Source organism: Enterococcus sp. DIV1090, assembly GCF_050537975.1.
GTDB lineage: Bacteria > Bacillota > Bacilli > Lactobacillales > Enterococcaceae > Enterococcus > Enterococcus faecalis.
In genome coordinates this window covers 2,652,587-2,672,238 of the sequence record NZ_CP172917.1, presented here as the reverse complement: position 1 = coordinate 2,672,238, position 19,652 = coordinate 2,652,587, and the positions used below count along the sequence as shown (strand labels likewise).

Sequence of the window (19,652 nt, the reverse complement as noted above, 5' to 3'; positions counted from 1 at the left end):
ATGGAAACAAAAGTTGAAAAAAATCAACTGTATCAACAATTAGCGACATGTAAACTTTTACCACTATACACTGCAACAGATTTACGCTATTTGCCACAAGTAGAATCAGTCTTAGTAGAAAACGAATTACCGTTTATTGAAGTCACTTTTCGGAGTCAGCTGGCCTTGCCTGCCATCAAACAACTTGCTGCTTCAGGGAATTTAATTGTGGGCGCAGGAACTGTTAGAACCTTGAAAGAAGCCCAAGAGGCAGTAGCGAACGGTGCACAGTTCATTGTTTCCCCAGCGATTGTTCCAGAAGTCATTGATTTTTGTCTGGCAAATGAGGTGCCTATTTTTCCAGGAACAGCTACGCCTGGGGAGATTCAGCGAGCGCTGGCGTATGGCTTACGAGTGGTTAAATTTTTCCCAGCCGATATTTACGGCGGGTTAAAAGCCATCAAAAGTTTAAGTGGCCCGTTTTATGATGTTCAATTTTTACCAACTGGTGGGATTGATGAAACAAACTTTATAGAGTATGTGGAAGCAGAAGAAGTATTAGCAGTGGGCGGCTCCTTTATTTTATCGGAAAAGATGCTTCAAGAAGATGAAGCTTCGGCACGCCAGCATGTTCAATCTTTACTCACGAAAATCAAAGAACGACAAGCAAAATAAAAAGATGGGCTAAGTTTTGTTACTTAGTCCTCTTTTTTTTCTGTCCCAATGTTACTGACATTATTTTAGTTTTCATTTTGTAAAAATAGTATAGGAGAAAAGCAATCAGTTATGTATAATTAGTGAAAGAAGGTTGCGTGAAGTAAAAATAAAAAGGAGAGCAAAGGATGTTAAAAAATGTAGAAGTGTTCTGGCAAAACTTTTTAGATAAACATGAATTAGATATGTTGATGCCCGATGTGTGGATGTTTGGTGATGGCTCTTCTGAGATGGGTAATCGTTTGGGTCAATTGGTTGTTTCTGGTCGTAAGACAGCGACATGTTCTTCTTTAGATATTTATAAGATGGAAGAAGAACAACTCCCTAAAGCTGGTCAATACGACATAATTTTAGATGGTCAGTCTCAACCGCTGGCTATTATTCGAACAACCAAAGTTGAAATTATGCCCATGAATAAGGTCTCAGAATCTTTTGCGCAAGCGGAAGGTGAAGGAGATTTGACGTTGGATTATTGGTATGAAGAGCATGCGCGGTTCTTTAAAGAAGAACTGGCCCCCTATCAGCTACAATTTTATCCCGATATGCTGTTAGTTTGCCAAAGTTTTGAAGTAGTGGATCTTTATACAGAAAAAGAATAGACAGAGAAGCGGTGACTGACACGATTGAAACGAGCAGTCGCCGCTTTTTTTACTGATTTTTTGAAAAAGTTGCGTATGTTTATATAGACAGGGTGATAGAAAAGAGATGTGTATTTTAAGTGTCGAGGAAAAGATGGTACAATAACCTAAGGAATACTAACAAGGAGTGAATGTTATGAAAGAAGAATTTTCATATGAAATTTTAGAAGAAGTCGCTGTGTTATCTGAGAATGCTCGTGGCTGGCGTAAAGAATTGAATTTAATTAGTTGGAATGGTCGTCCACCAAAATTTGATTTGCGTGAGTGGGCCCCTGATCACGAAAAAATGGGTAAAGGCATCACCTTAACCAACGAAGAATTTGCTGAATTAAGCAAAACAATTAAATCCATGTAAAAGGAGCACCCTGTCAATGAAAAGTATGACTGGATTTGGAAAAAAGACCATTCAAAATGAAAATTATCAATTGGATATCGAAGTCAAAAGTGTCAACCAGCGGTTTTTAGATATTCAGTTGCGTATGCCAAAGGAACTGAATGCCTATGAACTGGTGATTCGGCAAGTAATCAAACGCACGTTAAAACGTGGGCGTGTGGAAGTCTATGTAAATCTCCAAAAAATCGGCAACAATCAAAAAGAAGTGCGCGTGCAGTGGGACTTAATTGATCAATTATTAACTTCGGTAGATCAACATTTAAAGGAAAACTATCCGGAAGCAACGTTTGATGCAGGGGACACGGTCAACCATTTATTAAAGCAAAATGATTTTGTCGAAATAGTGGAAGCAGAAATTGTTGATCAGACATTTGAACCATTTCTTGTTCAAGCATTTGAAGCAGCCATCGCTAGCCTTGACCAAAGCCGTGTGCAAGAAGGAACGCAAATTAAACAAGTCCTGCTTGACTATGTAGCAGTGTTGACCCAATCAATTCAAGAGCTGCAAGCGTTTGTGGGCGTTTTTGAACAAGAATACCGTCAACGTTTTGAAGCGAAATTAAACGAATGGTTAGGTAGCCAAGTGGATGAAACACGCTTATTAACAGAAATGGCCATTTTATTGGAAAAAGGCGATATTCATGAAGAATTGGATCGTTTGGATATCCATATTGATAAGTTGCATCAGTTGCTTGATGAAACAGAACCAGTGGGCCGAGAACTAGATTTCTTAATTCAAGAAATGAACCGTGAAGTCAATACGATTGGTTCGAAATCAAGTCCAATTGAAATAAAAAATAGTGTCGTTCAAATGAAAACAACCTTAGAAAAGATTCGTGAACAAATTCAAAATGTCGAATAGAGAAAATGGTTTCGTGTTTTTCCAGAAAACGCTATAATATAGAAGTAACGAATAAATGACAGAGGTGAAAGCAATGACTAAATTTTATGATGTAACCTTTCAAGAATTAAGTGGTCGTTCTGTGGTAAAAACAGAAGTCGCTTCAGACAGAGAACCATTTGACGTCTGGCAAGATGCTTGTGCAAGCTATTCTGAAACAGAATTAAATATCCAAATTAACGAAGACACGTTTGTTACTTTGAATCGTCACTTTGTTGTTCGCATTGACGTGAAAGAAGTTGACGGCCCTGTCGACAAACAAGTTCGTCGTCGCGATGAATTGATGAACGTGGTCAATACGCTTTCTAATATGGGCTTATAAAAAATACCACCAAGCATTTCACGCTTGGTGGTATTTTTTTTAATTAGAATAAAAGAAACAAGCCAACGGCGCATAGGAAAGAAAGAACTGCGGCACTTAAAAAGATTGTCCGCATGGATGCAGTTTTACTGCTTTCTTTGCCGTGTTTTTTCTGACGTTCTAAACGTTTTTGAAGCTGACGGGTAATTACTGAGAAAATCAGCCCGAAAAGGACTAAAACACTTGTGGCAATCGATTTGGGAATAAAATGATTCGGTTCTGCAACGGTGGTGTCCCCAGAATGTTCGTTTGATTCTTCCGCAGCTTCCGCTGTTGTTTGTTTTGGCTTAACTTCTTGGTAAGCCACTTTTGGCGCTTGAACCGTACTATTTAATAATGTCAAGGGCGTGTCGACTTGCACCTGCCCTGCTACTAATTTAAAAGTAGGCTGACTGCCTTTGGGAACGACACCGTATAAATCGTTAGCCAAAGTGACTTTTTTGTGATCAATGGTTTGTGGTCCTTTGTCTAAAAGTTTTTTGCGTTCGTATGTCGTATAGGCATAGTCCAGCAAAGCATTCCCAGCCACATGCCGTTCGTATTCACCATCTTGGTTTTGCCAATTACCAACGCCTAAAATGACTTCAATTAAACGGAAATCTCCTTGTTTGACAGTCGCAATATAGTTAAAGCCGCCTGTTGGACTAGAGCCTGTTTTTAAACCATCCACGCCTTGGTAGCCATACTTAGCTCCTGGTAAAGAATAATTGTACGCTTCAAACGTTTCCTCGTAAGGCGTGCCGACCATTGTTTTCACCACTGGTTTATTGGTGATTTCTAAAATTTCTGGATAATTTTTCAGAAAATGATAGGTTAGTGAAGCTAAATCTCTAGCTGTAGAGACGTTATCGCCATTTGGGTCAATTCCTTGCATTTGATACAGGCCGTTAAAGGCACTTGCTTGCGCTCCACTGCAGTTGTAATAGGTAGTATTTGTCATCCCTAGTTCAGCCGCTTTTTGATTCATTAAATGAACAAAGTCAGTAGGCTGGTTCCCTGAAATTAAGTTTGCCAACATGAGAGTCGCCACATTAGAAGAGGGGACAGCAATCATTTTTAACAGTTCACGGACTGGATAAGCAACACCTAACGTAATTTTGTTATTACTAATGGCATATATTTTAGAAATATCGACATCTTTTTGCGTAGCAGTCACAGTGGTATCCATTGTAAATTTTCCTTGCTCCATTGCTTCAAAGGCCAAGTACATGGTCATCACTTTGGCAATACTGGCAGGATTCCACGCTAAATCTGGTTGCTGCGACCAGAGAATTTCTCCAGAATCAGCATCAACAACGATGGCTGCTTTGGGAATGCCATCCGCTTTCAGGGTCGTCCCCATTTTTTTAGCAATTGCGGTAATATCTTCTTCTGCGTGAGTCACAGTAGGTTGGGCAAAAAAGGCCCCACAACTGACAACTAAGCCTAGCAGAAACAATGTAAATGGTTTAATTCGTGCGATGTTTCTCAGTCCTTTCTTATTCACGTTTTTTCATCCTAAAGGAGTCATCACTTCATTTTACTTAAAAAATGGCTGCCTGTATAGGAATTCTAGGTAATTTGTTTAAAAAAAGAACAAGTTATGAAAGCCAAATTAAAGAAGAAATGTTATTTTTTCAGTGAATCTCCAAGAAAGTCTTGAAAATTGCAGAAAAAAAGTGCAAAATAGAACTAATACTGTGAAATTATGTTTTGAAAGGAAGTCGTTATGTCAGAGCGCGGGTTATTAATCGTATTGTCAGGTCCTTCAGGAGTGGGGAAAGGGACTGTAAGAAAGGCTATTTTCGACAGTGAAGAAAATGATTTTCAATATTCAATCTCAATGACCACTCGGAAACAGCGAGAAGGCGAAGTGGATGGAGTAGATTACTATTTCCGTTCAAGAGAAGAATTTGAAGCGATGATTGAAGCTGGAGAAATGTTGGAATATGCGGAATATGTTGGTAACTATTATGGGACACCATTAACGTATGTTAACCAGACGCTAGATGAAGGCAAAGACGTCTTTTTAGAAATCGAAGTCCAAGGGGCTAAACAAGTCAAAGACAAAGTGCCTGATGGCGTATTTATCTTTTTGACACCCCCCGATTTAGCGGAATTAAAATCAAGAATTATTGGCCGCGGAACAGACGAAATGTCTGTGATTGAAGAACGAATGGCTGTGGCCAGAGAAGAAATCGAAATGATGGCGCTGTATGATTATGCGGTAGTGAATGATGAAGTTCCTTTAGCCGTGCAACGAATTAAAGACATTATCGCGAGTGAGCACTTCCGTGTTGACCGTGTAATTGGAAAATATATTAAAATGTTAGAGGAGATGTAGCCTTATGATGTTAAAACCGTCAATTGACTCATTATTAAAAGAAGTCCCTTCAAAATATTCTTTGGTTATTTTAGCAAGCAAACGTGCGCATGAATTAGATGAAGGCGTTCAACCAACCGTTGAATCCTTTGATTCTGTAAAAAGTGTAGGTCGTGCGTTAGAAGAAATCGAAGCAGGAACAGTGATCAGTGATCCAAATCCTGAAGAAAAACGCGAACGTCTACGCATTGAACGTGAAGAACGCAAACGCCAACGTGAACAAGAACAAAAAGAATTAGAAAACCGTTTACGTGACGAAAAAAATTAATTGAATGAAAAACAAGTCTATGATTGAAGCTTTCTTCAAGTAAAGGCTTGTTTTTTTGTGATTGCAAATGTTGTGGGATGACTTTTGTGGTATACTGTTTTTGTAGATAAGTTATGACGGTGGCTACTTCTGGAAGGTGGTGGTGCTTATGAGCATAAGTACTGAAATCTATGAAAGGGGAAAGCCGTATTTGTCCGCATTAGATGTAATCGGACTAATTTTCGACTTTGGTTTATATACCATTGCGTTGATTAGTTTGGTTGTCACTTTGCTAAAAAAAGACAAAAAGAAATAACCAGTCATAAACTTTGAACGGTTAACTGGTTATTTCTTTTTAATTAAGTAAAAACTAAGTTACTATCATGATTCTACAGTTAGAGAGATGGACCAACATCTCTCTTTCAAAATGATTATACCATAAAAAAATGTAGAGTGCTAACACTAGTTAGCAGTGTAAGTTTCAAAGTATTTTAAGAGGATTACTAAAAGCTACTTTCTTAGATCATTTGTTTAGGAAAGCTAGCTTTTTATATTTTAAGGGGAAATTAACTAAGCTTAACAACAACGAGACACACAAGACAAATCAGTCAATCTTTAGTACAATAGGCAAAGAGAATTTACATAAAAAGGAGGATGCACCATGCAAAAAGTAGCCAAAGTTATTGTGGATGTACCAACGATGCAAACCGATCAACCATTCACTTATTTAGTTCCTGAAAATTTAAATGAGCAATTGGCTGTCGGCATGCGTGTAGAAGTGCCTTTTGGTAACGGTAATCGGCATGTTCAAGGGTTTGTTTTAGCCATTGAACCAATGGCTGCAACGGTTCTTGACGAAACCAATGTTCAGTTGAAAGAACTAGTGGCGGTGTTGGATTTAAAACCTGTTTTAAATACAGAAATGTTGGCTTTAGCTGATTATATGAAGGAAAAAACGTTTGCTTTTAAAATCACTTGTTTGCAAACCATGTTGCCTAGCGTAATGCGTGCCGATTACCAAAAATATATTTATTTAACGGATGAGCTTTCTGAAGAATTACAAGATCAGTTATTTTATGGTTTAGAGGAAATTTCGTGGGACCAAGCGCAAGAACGTGGGATTTTGCCTCAACTAATGACGTTGCGTAAACAGCAAAAAGTCGATATTCGCTACGAAGTTACGACGAGAAATAAAGTCAAAATGGTCCGCTTCATTCAAGCCGCTAAGGAATTTGAACAATTAGAGGAAATTCGTTTGGGTTTACGCAAGGGAGCTAAGAAGAAAGAGCAACTTCTTTACTATTTACAACGTTTGGGCACTGAAAAAGTCACCGCTGTGAAGGAAATGAAAGAATTAGGTTTCAGTACCGCACTTTTAAATGAAGCCGCCAAAAACGGCTGGTTAACGTTCATTGAAAAAGAAGCGTATCGTGATCCGTTTGCTAATCAGACGTTTGAAAAAACGACTGCGTTATCTTTAAATGCAGAACAACAGGTGGCTGTGGAAACAATCTTACAATCGGTCCAAGAACAGCAAAGCCAAACCTACTTATTGGAAGGTATTACAGGAAGCGGGAAAACAGAAGTTTATCTACAGGTCATTGCAGAAGTTCTTAACCAAGGCAAAACAGCCATTATGCTTGTCCCTGAAATTTCTTTAACTCCGCAAATGGTGCAACGCTTTAAAAGTCGCTTTGGCGAACATGTTGCTGTAATGCATAGTGGCTTATCGCAAGGTGAAAAATACGATGAGTGGCGGAAGATTGAACGAGGAGAAGCGGAAGTGGTGGTTGGCGCGCGTTCTGCCATTTTTGCGCCAATCGAAAACATCGGTGTGATCATTATTGATGAAGAACACGAGGCAAGTTATAAACAAGAAGAAACCCCCCGCTACCACGCGAGAGATTTAGCGATTTGGCGTTCGGAGTATCATCATTGCCCTGTTGTTTTAGGCAGTGCCACGCCATCCTTGGAATCACGCGCTCGTGCGCAAAAAAACGTTTATCAGCGGTTACGATTAACACAGCGTGCCAATCAAGCGGCAACCTTGCCCACGATTGATGTAGTGGATATGCGTCAAGAAGTAGAAAATGGCAATGTCTCTTCTTTTTCCATGTCGTTGCAAGAAAAACTCCAAGAACGCTTAGAGAAAAACGAACAAAGTGTTCTCCTACTTAATCGCCGTGGCTATTCGTCATTTGTGATGTGTCGCGATTGTGGCTATGTGTTGCCGTGTCCGAATTGTGATATTTCCTTAACTTTGCATATGGATAGCAAAACAATGAAATGTCATTATTGTGGACATGAAGAACGGATTCCTTATCGCTGTCCTAACTGTGGCCAAGATAAAATTCGCTACTACGGAACAGGCACACAAAAAGTAGAAGAAGAATTACAAACGTTGTTACCAGACAGTCGTATTCTCCGAATGGATGTTGATACGACCCGTCGCAAAGGTGCGTATGAAAAAATTTTGCGAACATTTGGTGAAGGACAAGCGGATATCTTATTAGGCACACAAATGATTGCCAAAGGACTGGACTTTCCAAATGTGACGTTAGTCGGTGTCTTAAATGCTGATACCGCCTTGAATTTACCCGATTTTCGTTCCAGTGAACGGACCTTCCAGTTATTGACACAGGTCAGCGGTCGAGCTGGTCGCGCTGAAAAACCGGGGGAAGTCATCATTCAATCTTTTAACCCCGAGCATTATGCGATACAATTGGCAAAAGCCCAAGATTATGAAGATTTTTATACAAAAGAAATGTATATCCGCCATCGTGGGGATTATCCGCCGTACTATTTTACGGTCCAAATTACGGCCAGTCATCCTGAAGAGAATGAAGCAGCGAAACAAATGTTTCAAATTGCGACGAAATTAAAACAAGGCTTATCGTCGCAAGCTATTTTGTTGGGACCAACGCCCAACGCAATTATGCGTGTCAATAATCGATACTTTTATCAAGTGATTATCAAGTATAAACAAGAACCAATGCTTCAACCATTATTGAAAGAAATTTTAACCGATACACAACGAGCAACGGCTCGTGGCTTAAAGCTTTCCATTGATGCAGAACCCATGAATTTTATTTAAAAAATACAGCTTTGAAAGGAGCACTTATGCGCTATCCAGTTGTGATTCACCCGAACGAACACTTAAAAATGAAGGCTCAACCTGTGACGATTATTACCGATGAAATTGTGCAGTTACTAGAGGATATGTATGAAACAATGCTGGCCCATGATGGGATTGGCTTAGCAGCCCCGCAAATTGGTAAAAATTTGCAAATGGCAGTGATTGAAATCGATGAAGAATCTGGTCGTTTTGAACTAATTAATCCAGTGATTATTGAAAAAAAGGGAACCAGTATTGATGTGGAAGGCTGTTTAAGTATTCCAGAAACATATGGAACCGTTGAACGAGCAGATGAAGTGACTGTCCGTTATTTTGACCGTGAAGGTGAAGAAATGGAAGTTACGGCTTACGGCTATTTAGCTCGAGCTTTTCAACACGAAATTGATCATTTGAACGGCGAGTTATTTATCGATAAAATGATTGAGAAAATTGCACCAGAAGATTTAGAAGCGTATATGGAGGAACATTTTGATGACTAAAATTGTATTTATGGGCACACCAGCCTTTTCTGTTCCGATTTTAGAAAGTTTAATCGAGGCAGGCTATGACGTTCAAGCGGTTGTCACGCAACCAGATCGACCAGTTGGCCGAAAAAAAGTGATTACCCCAACGCCTGTCAAAGAAGCAGCTTTAAAACATAACTTATTAGTCTTACAACCAGAGAAAATTTCAGGTTCTCCTGAAATGGAAAAAGTGATTGACTTAGCACCAGATGTAATTGTGACAGCAGCCTTTGGACAATTTTTACCAGAGAAAATTTTAAAAGCGCCCAAACTAGGTGCGATTAATGTCCATGCCTCACTTTTACCAAAATATCGTGGCGGCGCACCTGTACATTACTCGATTATTGAAGGAGAAAAAGAAACAGGCGTCACGATTATGGAAATGGTGAAAAAAATGGATGCTGGCGCGATTTTAGCGCAACGTGCAATTCCGATTACGAAACAAGACGATGTAGGCACCATGTTTGAAAAATTAAGCATTCTAGGAAAAGAACTTTTATTAGAAACGTTACCCAAGCTAATTGCTGGCGAAATCACGCCTATTCCACAAGTGGAAGAAGAGGCTACTTTTTCACCAAATATTACCCGAGAACAAGAACGAATTGACTGGCAAAAAACTGCTGAGGCAATTGATAACCAAGTGCGTGGTATGCGTCCTTGGCCAACAGCGTTCACAACCTATCAAGGGACCAACTGGAAAATTTGGGCAGTGACACCACTGACTGAAACAACAACTAGCGCCCCAGGAACGATTATCCAGCGTAGTAAAAAAGCGCTATGGATTGCTTGTGGTGAAGGGACAGTCCTTCAAATTGATCGCCTGCAACCAGCAGGTAAAGGTCAATTAACGATTCAAGAATTTTTAAATGGCGTTGGTCAAAATGTCGCAGAAAAAGATAAGGTGGACTAACAAAAATGGCTGAAAAAATCCCCAAGAAATTAAAACGTTCTGTTCGATACGTTGCTTTAGAAACCATCGAACGTGTGGATAAAGGTGGGGCGTACTCCAATCTTTTACTTAATGAAATGATGACAAAATCAGAACTAAGCGAGAAAGATGGCCGCTTGTTTACAGAACTTGTCTACGGCACAATTAGTCGCAAATTATTGTTGGAATACTACTTAACACCATTTGTTAAGAAACCGCAAAAAGTCGATAATTGGGTGAAAAATTTATTGATTTTATCGTTATATCAATTACTTTATTTAGATAAAGTGCCCGATCATGCAGTCATTAATGAAGCGGTTGAAATTGGCAAACGTCGTGGCAATCCTGGGATTGGTAAATTCGTGAATGGCGTGCTGCGGGCGTTCCAACGAAATGGAGCACCTAGTTTGGCCGCAATTAGCGATCCAGTTGATCGTTTAGCCACGGAAATTAGCATGCCACGTTGGTTAACAGAAAAATTACTTGCCCAATTAGGCGAAGAAGAAACACGGCAGTTAGGTTTATCATTATTTGAAAAAAGCCATGCGAGTGGCCGAGTAAACACACGGTTTATTTCACGAGAAGAAGCGCTGGAAGAATTACAAGAAACAGGGATTGCCGCGAAGGAAAGTCAACTTTCCCCTTATGGTGTTGTCGCTGAAAAAGGCTACTTAGCTGGCAGTGAACTGTTTATTAACGGTTGTTTAACCATTCAAGATGAAAGCTCTATGCTCGTGGCTCCAGCGATGCAAATTGAACCGCATCATCGTGTCTTGGATGCTTGTGCGGCTCCTGGTGGCAAAACGACTCATATCGCAACTTTTTTAGAGGCTGAAGCAGGTGGTCGTGTGACCTCTTTAGATATTCATGCGCACAAAATTAAGCTAATTAATGAAAATGCGCAACGCCTCCATGTGGCGGATGTCGTCCAAGCAGAAAAGCTTGATGCGCGACAAGTGGCCGAAGAATTTCCCGCAGAAACCTTTGATCGGATTTTAGTTGATGCACCATGTTCAGGCTTAGGGCTAATGCGCCGTAAACCAGACATTAAATACCATAAAACGGCCAATGATTTTCAAAATTTACCTAAAATTCAGTTAGAAATCTTAGAAAGTGTTGCCCCAACACTAAAACAATGGGGTATAATGGTCTATAGCACTTGTACTATTACGCCAGAAGAAAATCAGGAAGTAGTGGCAGCCTTTTTAGCCAAACACCCTGAATTTGAAAAAATTGAAATTGTTGCAAATGAAAATGTCCAAGCAGTAGTAAAAGAGCAAGAACTGGTTCTGTATCCCCATCAATACATGACAGATGGCTTCTTTATTTGCTGTATGCGGAAAGTTAGTTCAAATGAGGTGAAATAATTTGGAAATCAACGTTCAATCAGATGTCGGTCGCAAAAGAAATACGAACCAAGATTATGCCAACGTTTTTGAGAACCAACAACACATAACCTTTGCTGTTTTAGCAGATGGCATGGGTGGTCACCAAGCAGGTGATGTCGCTAGCCAAATGGCAGTCAATAATTTAGGTGAGAGTTGGTCCAATGCGTCTGTCGACTCAGCTGAAAAATCTGCACAGTGGTTAATTCAAGCAATTCAAAAGGAAAATGAAAAAATTTATGAACGCGGACAATCGAAACCAGAGTATTTAGGAATGGGGACAACCGTGGTTGGTGCCATCCTTTTACCGGATTCATTTGTCTTAGCAAATGTGGGGGACAGTCGTGCTTATTTAGTTCGTGACCAACACATGTTACAATTAACAGAAGATCATTCTTTAGTGAATGAACTAGTAAAATCAGGGGAGATTACTCGTGAGATGGCTGCAAATCATCCACGAAAAAATGTCCTAACACGTTCTTTGGGAATGCCTGGCACTGTCGAAGTCGATGTAACCAATCATGAATGGCTGCCTAATGACTATTTACTGTTATGTTCGGACGGTTTAACCAATATGGTTCCTGAGACAAAAATTTTAGAAATTTTAGAGACGTCAGATCCCTTAGAATCCAAATTAAGCCAACTCGTTGCCCAAGCAAATGAAGCAGGTGGTTTAGATAACATTACCGTGTTAGTGATACACTTTGACGAACAGAAGGAGGAAAACCAATGATAGAAATCGGCAAGAAGCTGAATGGTCGATATCACATTATTGGCAGCATCGGAAGCGGCGGTATGGCCAACGTCTATTTAGCACACGATTTAATTTTAGACCGAGACGTTGCAGTAAAAGTCTTGCGCTTTGACTTCCAAAACGATCAAGCCGCCATCCGACGTTTTCAGCGTGAAGCACTAGCCGCAACTGAGCTGGTTCACCCGAATATCGTCAGTGTGTACGATGTAGGCGAAGAAGATGGACTACAATATTTAGTCATGGAATATGTGAAAGGAATGGACTTAAAACGGTACATCCAAACGCATTTCCCAATTCCTTATTCCACAGTTGTGGACATTACGCAACAAATTTTATCTGCTGTCGCAATGGCACATGAACATAGAATTATTCACCGGGATTTAAAACCGCAAAACATTCTGATTGACGAACACGGCACAGTCAAAATTACTGACTTTGGGATTGCGATTGCTTTGTCAGAAACGTCAATTACGCAAACGAACACAATGTTAGGTTCGGTGCATTACTTATCGCCAGAACAAGCGCGCGGAAGCATGGCGACTAACCAATCAGATATTTACGCTGTGGGAATTATTCTCTATGAAATGCTAACAGGGAATGTACCTTTTGATGGTGAATCAGCCGTAACGATTGCCTTAAAACATTTTCAAGAAGAAATTCCCTCTGTTAAAATGTTTGATCCAGGGATTCCTCAATCATTGGAAAATGTGGTTCGTCATGCAACCGCAAAAGACCCAAGCGATCGCTACAAAACAGCGAATGAGATGGCAGAAGACTTATACACGTCCTTGTCAGCCAGTCGTTTAAACGAACCTGCGTGGGAACCAACGGCTTTATTAGGAGAAACGAAAGTATTAACTCCGATTCCCGAAGACATCGCTGAACCGGAAGAGACAACGCCTGTCGAAGTTCCAGAAGATATCGCAGATGACATTTTAGCTGAACAACCACCGAAGAAAAACCGCAAAAAATTGTGGATTGGCTTAGCAATTGCGGCATTAATTGCTTTAGCAATAGGTGGCTTAGCCTTTGCAATGTCGGGTGGTAAAGACGTTGAAGTTCCTGATGTTACAAATGAAACGAAAGCGGACGCTTCACAAGCGCTACAAAGTGCCGGGCTGAAAGTCGATAGTGAAACCAAAAAAATTCCCGATGATAAGATTGAAGAAGGCAAGGTGGTCAAAACAGACCCCGAAGCAAAATCATCTGTGAAAAAAGGCCGATCTGTTACTTTATATATCAGCTCTGGAACAGAAAAAATTGAGATGGCCGATTATACAAACGAATCGTATGAATCTGCTGTCGAAGCCTTGAAAAAACTAGGGTTTTCAGAAGACCAAATTACAACGAAAAAAGAATACAGTGATTCTGTGTCTACAGATAACATTATTAAACAAAAACCAGCTGCAGGTAAAAAAGTTGATCCGAAAAAAGACAAAGTCACTTTAACGGTCAGTGAAGGACCAGAAGCGGTTACTTTGCCTAGTTACGCCGGTTATTCTTACACAAATGCAGTAAATGCACTGGCACAGTTAGGCATTTCTGAATCTCAAATTACGCGTGTCGACCAAGCAAGCGATACGGTAGAACCAGGTTTAGTCATTACGCAAGACCCCGCACCAGGGGGCACCGTGACACCTAAAAATGGCCAAGTGACGTTATATGTAAGTAAAGGTAGCGACAAAGTGACACTTTCTGATTATAGCGGAATTTCTTACGATAATGCGGTAAGTCGCTTAATTGCTTTAGGTATCCCAGAATCTCAAATTAAACGAGTGGACGAAGAAAGCGACAAAGTTGAAAAAGATACCGTGATTAGTCAAGAACCAGCTTCTGGTACCGCTGTTGATCCGAAAAATGACACGATTACTTTACATGTCAGCAAAGGCAGTGACTCAGTAACTGTTCCTGATATTTCAGGTTATTCGCCAAAAGCTGCAGAAGACAGCATCAATAACGCTGGCCTTAAAATCAATGAACAAGGATTATCTGGCTCTGGCGATGGCCAAGTCGTTGAACGAACTAGCCCATCTGCTGGCAGCAAAGTCAAAAAAGGCGACTCTGTTACAGTTTATTATTCAAAAGCAAATGATTCAAAAAGCACCACTAGTGAAAGTAGTACGAGTAATTAAGACAAGAGGTTGGGACAGGAGGGTTTAGCTTCAAGAACCAAGTAGGTACTGTTTAACATCTATTTGCTTTTCAAATAGTGTTTCTCAGCAATAAGAAGAAGCTGCTCCTGTCTCGCCATTTATCTTAAGATTTAGGTCTAGGAAGGTAAGTCATTTCGACTTATGTCCTAGGCTCTTTTTAATTAATAGAATCGAGAGGCTCCCTTGATTTCTCTGCCACTATCCTGTATATTCGAAAGTAGTTAGGAGTGGTTTATCTGAAAGGTCAAATCAGAAAAGCGTTAAGCGGTTTTTATTATGTATACGCAGATGGAGAAACATATCAAACAAGAGCGCGAGGGAATTTTCGTAATCGAAAAATTACGCCACTCGTGGGAGATGAAGTGCTTTTTGAAAGCGATAATTTAACAGATGGTTATGTGTTGGAAATTTTACCAAGACGAAATGAATTAGTGCGCCCGCCTGTTGCAAATGTGGATCTAGGTGTGGTTGTCATGAGTATGGTTTCGCCAAATTTTTCGTTTAATTTGTTGGATCGTTTCTTAGTCAGCTTAGAGTATAAGGATATAGAACCAGTTATTTATTTAACGAAAGTTGATCTATTAGATGAGCCGCAACGTCAAGAAGTCACTGAAATTAAACAGATTTATGAAGCGTTAGGTTATGCGGTAATCGCTTCGGAAGACGTAGAAGCCACCAAAGAATTAGAACGCTTTTTCCCAGAACGGTTGACTGTTTTTATGGGACAATCAGGCGCTGGAAAATCAACATTGTTGAATCAAATTTCACCAGAATTACAACTAGCAACTGCGGAAATTTCCCAATCTTTAGGACGGGGCAAACATACGACCCGTCACGTGGAATTGATTCCGTTATACGACGGTTTGGTTGCTGATACACCAGGATTTAGTGCCATCGATTTCTTGGAGATGGAAGCAGTGGAATTACCAAAGCAATTTCCTGAATTTGTTGCCGCGGCCTCTCACTGTAAGTTTCGTGAATGTATGCACCACAAAGAACCTGGTTGTGAAGTGAAACGTCAAGTGGAAGCGGGAACCATTGCGACGAGTCGTTACGAAAATTATTTACAGTTTTTAATGGAAATCGAGAATCGACGACCTGTTTATAAGAAAAAATCATAGCAAATATAAAGGGAGCGAGCCAAATGAAACTAGCACCATCCATTTTAAGTGCCGATTTTGCCAATTTAGAAAGAGATATCCGTTTAGTAGAAGAATTAGGAGCAGATTATATTCATGTTGATGTCATGGACGGTCAATTTGTGCCCAACATTACCTTAGGACCGAATATCGTTTCAGCGATTCGTCCAGTGACAAAACTACCATTGGATGTTCATTTGATGATTGTACAACCTGAAAACTATATCAATGCCTTTGCGGAAGCCGGTGCGGATATTATTACTGTCCATCAAGAAGCAACACCCCATATTCATCGTGCCTTACAAATGATTAAAAATGCGGGTGTGAAAGCTGGCGTAACCATCAATCCTGGGACACCACTTTCGATGATCGAAAATGTATTAGACTTGGCAGATCAAGTCTTGGTAATGACTGTCAATCCAGGCTTTGGCGGACAATCATTTATTGAAAACTCACTAGAAAAAATTGCTCAATTAAAAGAATGGAAAGAAACAAAAGGATACACCTATGAAATTGAAGTCGATGGCGGGATTGTTCCTGAAACTGCCGCACGCTGCAAAGAAGCTGGTGCGGAAGTGTTTGTTGCAGGCTCCTACATTTATAATGCTGAAAATCCTCAAGAACGAATCGATGCACTGAGAGCAGTGCTAGACAAATGAGTCGTGTCTTACTGGTAGCTGGCGGCAATCCAAGTGATTGGCCAACCATTGAACCAGCTACGTATGATTATTTCGTAGGTATTGATCGCGGCTGTCTCCATTTATTAGAGGCCGATTTACCGTTACAATTAGCGGTGGGCGATTTTGATTCATTATCACGAGAAGAATACCATTTTGTCCAAGAAACTGCCGAAACACTCATCCAAGCACCTGCTGAAAAAGATGATACAGATACACAATTAGCGCTTCAAGAAGCTTTACAACGATTTCCACAAGCAGAGATGACGATTATCGGTGCGACAGGGGGCAGAATTGACCACTTATTAGCCAATCTTTGGTTACCCTTTGAACCACGATTTCAAGGCGTACTTCGCCAAATCCGTCTATGCGATCGTCAAAATAGCATCCAGTATTACGCCCCTGGTTCGTATATCGTACCAAAAGAGCCAGATAAAGAATATCTGGCCTACTGCTGTTTGACGCCTGTAGAAAACTTGACGCTACGACGCAGTAAATATTTATTAACCAATCAAGATGTTCCTTACCCAACATCGTATGCAAGTAATGAATTTATCGAAGAAGCCGCTGCTTTTTCCTTCGATGCAGGGATGATTGCGGTTATTCAAAGTAAAGACAAGTAAAAAGAGGTTGGACCTTCATCAATGCGATGAAGGTCCAGCCTCTTTTTTTATGCAATAAAAAAAGCCGAACAACGAACGTCCAGCTTTGCTTATTTAAGTTTATTAAACACGTTCGATTTTACCAGATTTCAAAGCACGAGTTGACACCCAAACTTTTTTAGGTTTACCATCGATTAATACGCGAACTTTTTGTAAGTTAGGTTTCACAGTGCGTTTTGTTGAGTTCATCGCATGTGAACGGTTATTACCACTTGAAGTCTTACGACCAGTGAAGTAACATACTTTTGCCATTTTAAGTTTCCTCCTTTGCCTTGATCTTGGAGCGATAATATTCAGCTCATACTAACTTAATTTATCATATTAGGCACTGATTTGCAAGAAGATTTTTTTCTATGATTTGACTTTAGCAATCAAAAAGAGTAAATTGAAATCTTGCTAGAATGTTCACTTAGAAGTGGAAGAATGAAAATATCTGACGAACTTCCTTTTAATTAAAGGCTGGATATGATAAAATGTTATGGAAGAAAATAGGGCGAATGTGCTCTTATAAGGAGGCTTTCATCAATGGCTGTAAAAATTCAAACACCCGCAGGTACCATTGAGATTACCAATGATGTGATCGCTACAGTAGTTGGCGGAGCTGCGACAGATATTTACGGAATTGTCGGAATGGCAAGCAAAAATCAAATTAAAGATAACTTAAACGATATTTTACGTCGTGAGAATTACTCACGTGGTGTCGTTGTTCGTCAAGAAGACAACGGAATCGCAGTGGATGTCTACACGATTGTTAGTTATGGTACAAAAATTTCTGAAGTTTCTCGTAACGTCCAAGAAAAAGTAAAATATAATCTTGAAACATTATTAGGTGTCACTGCGAATTCAGTTAACGTTTTTGTTCAAGGAGTTCGTGTATTACCGGATTAGAGGTAGTGTACTGTCAACGATGCAATTGCACAAGGAAGTCGTGTGTTGCCGTTAGCGGTAAATCTGAAGGAGGATTTTTTAGGTGAATGTAACAGAAATCAGCGCAGGTCAGTTCCAGGAAATGGTCCAGGCAGGTGCGACTCGTCTGCACACAAATGCAGAATATGTCAACTCATTAAACGTTTTCCCTGTACCCGATGGTGATACAGGAACAAATATGAACTTATCAATGACCAGTGGTGCAAAGGCTGTGGCCGATTCTCGCTCTGAAAAAGTAGGAGAATTAGCAGGTGCGTTATCCAAAGGGTTATTAATGGGTGCTCGTGGAAATTCTGGGGTTATTTTATCTCAATTATTCCGCGGCTTCTCAAAACAAATTCCTGAGGTTACAACATTAAATGCCAAAGACTTGGCCGCTGCCTTTACACATGGTGTAGAAACAGCGTATAAAGCAGTGATGAAACCCGTTGAAGGAACAATCTTAACTGTTTCTCGTGAAGCGGCGCGTTCTGGTGAACGTAAAGCGAAAGAAACAGATGACTGTATCGAAGTTATGACAGCTGTTGTAGCAGGTGCTAAACGTGCTTTAGCGAAAACACCTGATTTATTACCTGTCCTAAAAGAAGTCGGCGTTGTAGATAGTGGGGGTCAAGGACTACTATTTATCTATGAAGGATTTTTAGAAGCGCTTAGTGGTGAATTTTTACCAACTGAAACGTATGAACCAAGTCCTGCCGAAATGGACGAAATGGTTAATGCTGAACATCATCGTGGTGTTAGTGGTCACGTTGCGACAGAAGACATTAAATTTGGCTATTGTACAGAAATTATGGTTCGTATCGGCGAAGGCCCAACCGTGGACAGCGCTTTTGATTATGAAACATTCAGAAACTACTTAAATGAACTAGGCGATTCTCTATTAGTCGTTAACGATGACGAAATTATCAAAGTTCACGTACACACTGAGCATCCAGGTGAAGTGATGAACTACGGCCAAAAATTTGGTTCGTTAGTAAAAATAAAAGTAGACAATATGCGTTTACAACATGAAACGTTAGTTGAACGCGATGCTCAGCAAGAAGCGTTGACTGAAAAAGTTCGCGTACCGTTTGCTGTGATTGCTATTGCAGCCGGTGAAGGCGTTCAAGAATTATTCCGAAGTTTAGGTGCAAGCTACATTATTAGTGGTGGCCAAACAATGAACCCAAGTACGGAAGATATTTTAAAAGCAGTCAAAGAAGTGAATGCAGAGCAAGTCATTATTTTACCAAACAATAAAAACATCTTTATGGCGGCTGATCAAGCAGCAGAAGTTGCCGATGTACCAGTAGCGGTTGTTCCATCTAAAACCATTTCTCAAGGAATGACAGCAATGTTAGCTTTCAATGATCAACAATCATTAGAAGAAAACAAAGCAAGTATGACGGAAATGTTAGACAGCGTTGTGAGTGGTCAAGTAACCACAGCTGTTCGTGACACAACCATTGATGACGTTGAAATTAAAAAAGATGACTTCTTAGGAATGATTGATGGTAAAATCGTCGTTTCTGAAGCAGATCGTTTTAATGCATCATTAGACACGTTGAACCGCATGATTGATGAAGACACTGAAATCGTGACAATTATTGTCGGCGAAGATGGTTCTGTTGAAGAAGCTGAAAAGCTAATCGCTATTTTAGTTTCTGAAAACGATGAACTAGAAACAGAACTTCATGAAGGTGGACAACCTGTATATCCATACTTATTCTCAGCAGAATAGGTTTTCGTGATGAAAAAATAAAAACGAATAGGCTGGTTCATTAGTTAGGGCTAATGAACCAGCCTATTTAAT

General features: G+C 40.1%; 21 protein-coding genes. 19 read left to right on the top strand and 2 right to left on the bottom strand.

The features are described from left to right. The 5 genes from IGL48_RS13010 to IGL48_RS12990 all read left to right on the top strand — a co-directional run bounded on the left by IGL48_RS13010 (window position 1) and on the right by IGL48_RS12990 (window position 2,948). On the top strand, window positions 1-654 hold the full coding sequence (locus IGL48_RS13010) for a bifunctional 4-hydroxy-2-oxoglutarate aldolase/2-dehydro-3-deoxy-phosphogluconate aldolase (RefSeq protein ID WP_002359031.1): 654 nt from the start codon (window positions 1-3) through the stop codon (window positions 652-654). Between the two features lie 167 nt (window positions 655-821). Beyond that, the gene (locus IGL48_RS13005) at window positions 822-1,292 is read left to right on the top strand and encodes an ASCH domain-containing protein (RefSeq protein ID WP_002354908.1); all 471 of its coding nucleotides are present in this window, start codon (window positions 822-824) and stop codon (window positions 1,290-1,292) included. A gap of 175 nt (window positions 1,293-1,467) precedes the next feature. Further along, a complete protein-coding gene (locus IGL48_RS13000) occupies window positions 1,468-1,686 on the top strand; it encodes a YdbC family protein (protein ID WP_002381076.1) in 219 nt (72 codons plus the stop codon). A 16-nt stretch (window positions 1,687-1,702) separates the two neighbouring features. After that, a complete protein-coding gene (locus tag IGL48_RS12995) occupies window positions 1,703-2,587 on the top strand; it encodes a YicC/YloC family endoribonuclease (protein WP_002365374.1) in 885 nt (294 codons plus the stop codon). A 55-nt stretch (window positions 2,588-2,642) separates the two neighbouring features. Further along, window positions 2,643-2,948, top strand: coding sequence for a hypothetical protein (locus tag IGL48_RS12990; RefSeq protein WP_002383233.1), 306 nt, complete (start codon window positions 2,643-2,645; stop codon window positions 2,946-2,948). Window positions 2,949-2,991: 43 nt separating this feature from the next. Here the strand turns inward: IGL48_RS12990 and IGL48_RS12985 are convergent, their stop codons facing one another. Further along, the gene (locus IGL48_RS12985) at window positions 2,992-4,473 is read right to left on the bottom strand and encodes a DUF1958 domain-containing protein (protein WP_002386255.1); all 1,482 of its coding nucleotides are present in this window, start codon (window positions 4,471-4,473) and stop codon (window positions 2,992-2,994) included. A 222-nt stretch (window positions 4,474-4,695) separates the two neighbouring features. On the opposite strand from IGL48_RS12985, the gene gmk reads away from it, so the two are divergent. The 12 genes from gmk (at window position 4,696) to IGL48_RS12925 (ending at window position 16,894) form a co-directional block, all read left to right on the top strand. Continuing rightward, entirely contained in the window at window positions 4,696-5,310 is a 615-nt protein-coding gene (gene gmk, locus IGL48_RS12980; protein WP_002354915.1) for a guanylate kinase, read from the top strand. Between the two features lie 4 nt (window positions 5,311-5,314). After that, window positions 5,315-5,617, top strand: coding sequence for a DNA-directed RNA polymerase subunit omega (gene rpoZ / locus IGL48_RS12975; RefSeq protein WP_002354916.1), 303 nt, complete (start codon window positions 5,315-5,317; stop codon window positions 5,615-5,617). A gap of 148 nt (window positions 5,618-5,765) precedes the next feature. Further along, window positions 5,766-5,912 (top strand): putative holin-like toxin, encoded by a 147-nt coding sequence (locus IGL48_RS12970; RefSeq protein ID WP_002383235.1) that lies wholly within the window; start codon window positions 5,766-5,768, stop codon window positions 5,910-5,912. A 345-nt stretch (window positions 5,913-6,257) separates the two neighbouring features. Beyond that, a complete protein-coding gene (gene priA / locus IGL48_RS12965; protein ID WP_048949516.1) occupies window positions 6,258-8,690 on the top strand; it encodes a primosomal protein N' in 2,433 nt (810 codons plus the stop codon). A 26-nt stretch (window positions 8,691-8,716) separates the two neighbouring features. Then, on the top strand, window positions 8,717-9,211 hold the full coding sequence (def, locus tag IGL48_RS12960) for a peptide deformylase (protein ID WP_002371656.1): 495 nt from the start codon (window positions 8,717-8,719) through the stop codon (window positions 9,209-9,211). After that, window positions 9,204-10,145, top strand: a complete 942-nt coding sequence (gene fmt / locus IGL48_RS12955; RefSeq protein ID WP_002398166.1) for a methionyl-tRNA formyltransferase — start codon at window positions 9,204-9,206, stop codon at window positions 10,143-10,145. Before def ends, fmt begins: the two co-directional genes overlap by 8 nt. A 5-nt stretch (window positions 10,146-10,150) precedes the next feature. Then, entirely contained in the window at window positions 10,151-11,530 is a 1,380-nt protein-coding gene (rsmB, locus tag IGL48_RS12950; protein ID WP_002354921.1) for a 16S rRNA (cytosine(967)-C(5))-methyltransferase RsmB, read from the top strand. 1 nt (window position 11,531) lies between these two features. Further along, entirely contained in the window at window positions 11,532-12,281 is a 750-nt protein-coding gene (locus tag IGL48_RS12945) for a Stp1/IreP family PP2C-type Ser/Thr phosphatase (RefSeq protein WP_002354922.1), read from the top strand. Continuing rightward, window positions 12,278-14,434 (top strand): serine/threonine protein kinase IreK, encoded by a 2,157-nt coding sequence (gene ireK / locus IGL48_RS12940; protein WP_002365367.1) that lies wholly within the window; start codon window positions 12,278-12,280, stop codon window positions 14,432-14,434. Before IGL48_RS12945 ends, ireK begins: the two co-directional genes overlap by 4 nt. A gap of 248 nt (window positions 14,435-14,682) precedes the next feature. Then, window positions 14,683-15,576 (top strand): ribosome small subunit-dependent GTPase A, encoded by an 894-nt coding sequence (gene rsgA / locus IGL48_RS12935; protein ID WP_002359046.1) that lies wholly within the window; start codon window positions 14,683-14,685, stop codon window positions 15,574-15,576. Window positions 15,577-15,599: 23 nt separating this feature from the next. Beyond that, window positions 15,600-16,253: a ribulose-phosphate 3-epimerase gene (gene rpe / locus IGL48_RS12930; RefSeq protein WP_002354925.1), complete on the top strand. Its 654-nt coding sequence runs from the start codon at window positions 15,600-15,602 to the stop codon at window positions 16,251-16,253. Beyond that, window positions 16,250-16,894, top strand: a complete 645-nt coding sequence (locus tag IGL48_RS12925) for a thiamine diphosphokinase (protein ID WP_002361010.1) — start codon at window positions 16,250-16,252, stop codon at window positions 16,892-16,894. Before rpe ends, IGL48_RS12925 begins: the two co-directional genes overlap by 4 nt. Before the next feature lie 102 nt (window positions 16,895-16,996). On the opposite strand, the gene rpmB is transcribed toward IGL48_RS12925, so the two are convergent. Continuing rightward, window positions 16,997-17,185, bottom strand: a complete 189-nt coding sequence (gene rpmB / locus IGL48_RS12920) for a 50S ribosomal protein L28 (protein ID WP_002354928.1) — start codon at window positions 17,183-17,185, stop codon at window positions 16,997-16,999. A 273-nt stretch (window positions 17,186-17,458) separates the two neighbouring features. On the opposite strand from rpmB, the gene IGL48_RS12915 reads away from it, so the two are divergent. Beyond that, window positions 17,459-17,821, top strand: a complete 363-nt coding sequence (locus tag IGL48_RS12915) for an Asp23/Gls24 family envelope stress response protein (RefSeq protein WP_002354933.1) — start codon at window positions 17,459-17,461, stop codon at window positions 17,819-17,821. 82 nt (window positions 17,822-17,903) lie between these two features. Next, complete coding sequence (locus IGL48_RS12910) at window positions 17,904-19,580, top strand: DAK2 domain-containing protein (protein WP_002354936.1); 1,677 nt, start codon at window positions 17,904-17,906, stop codon at window positions 19,578-19,580. Window positions 19,581-19,652: the final 72 nt, after the last annotated feature.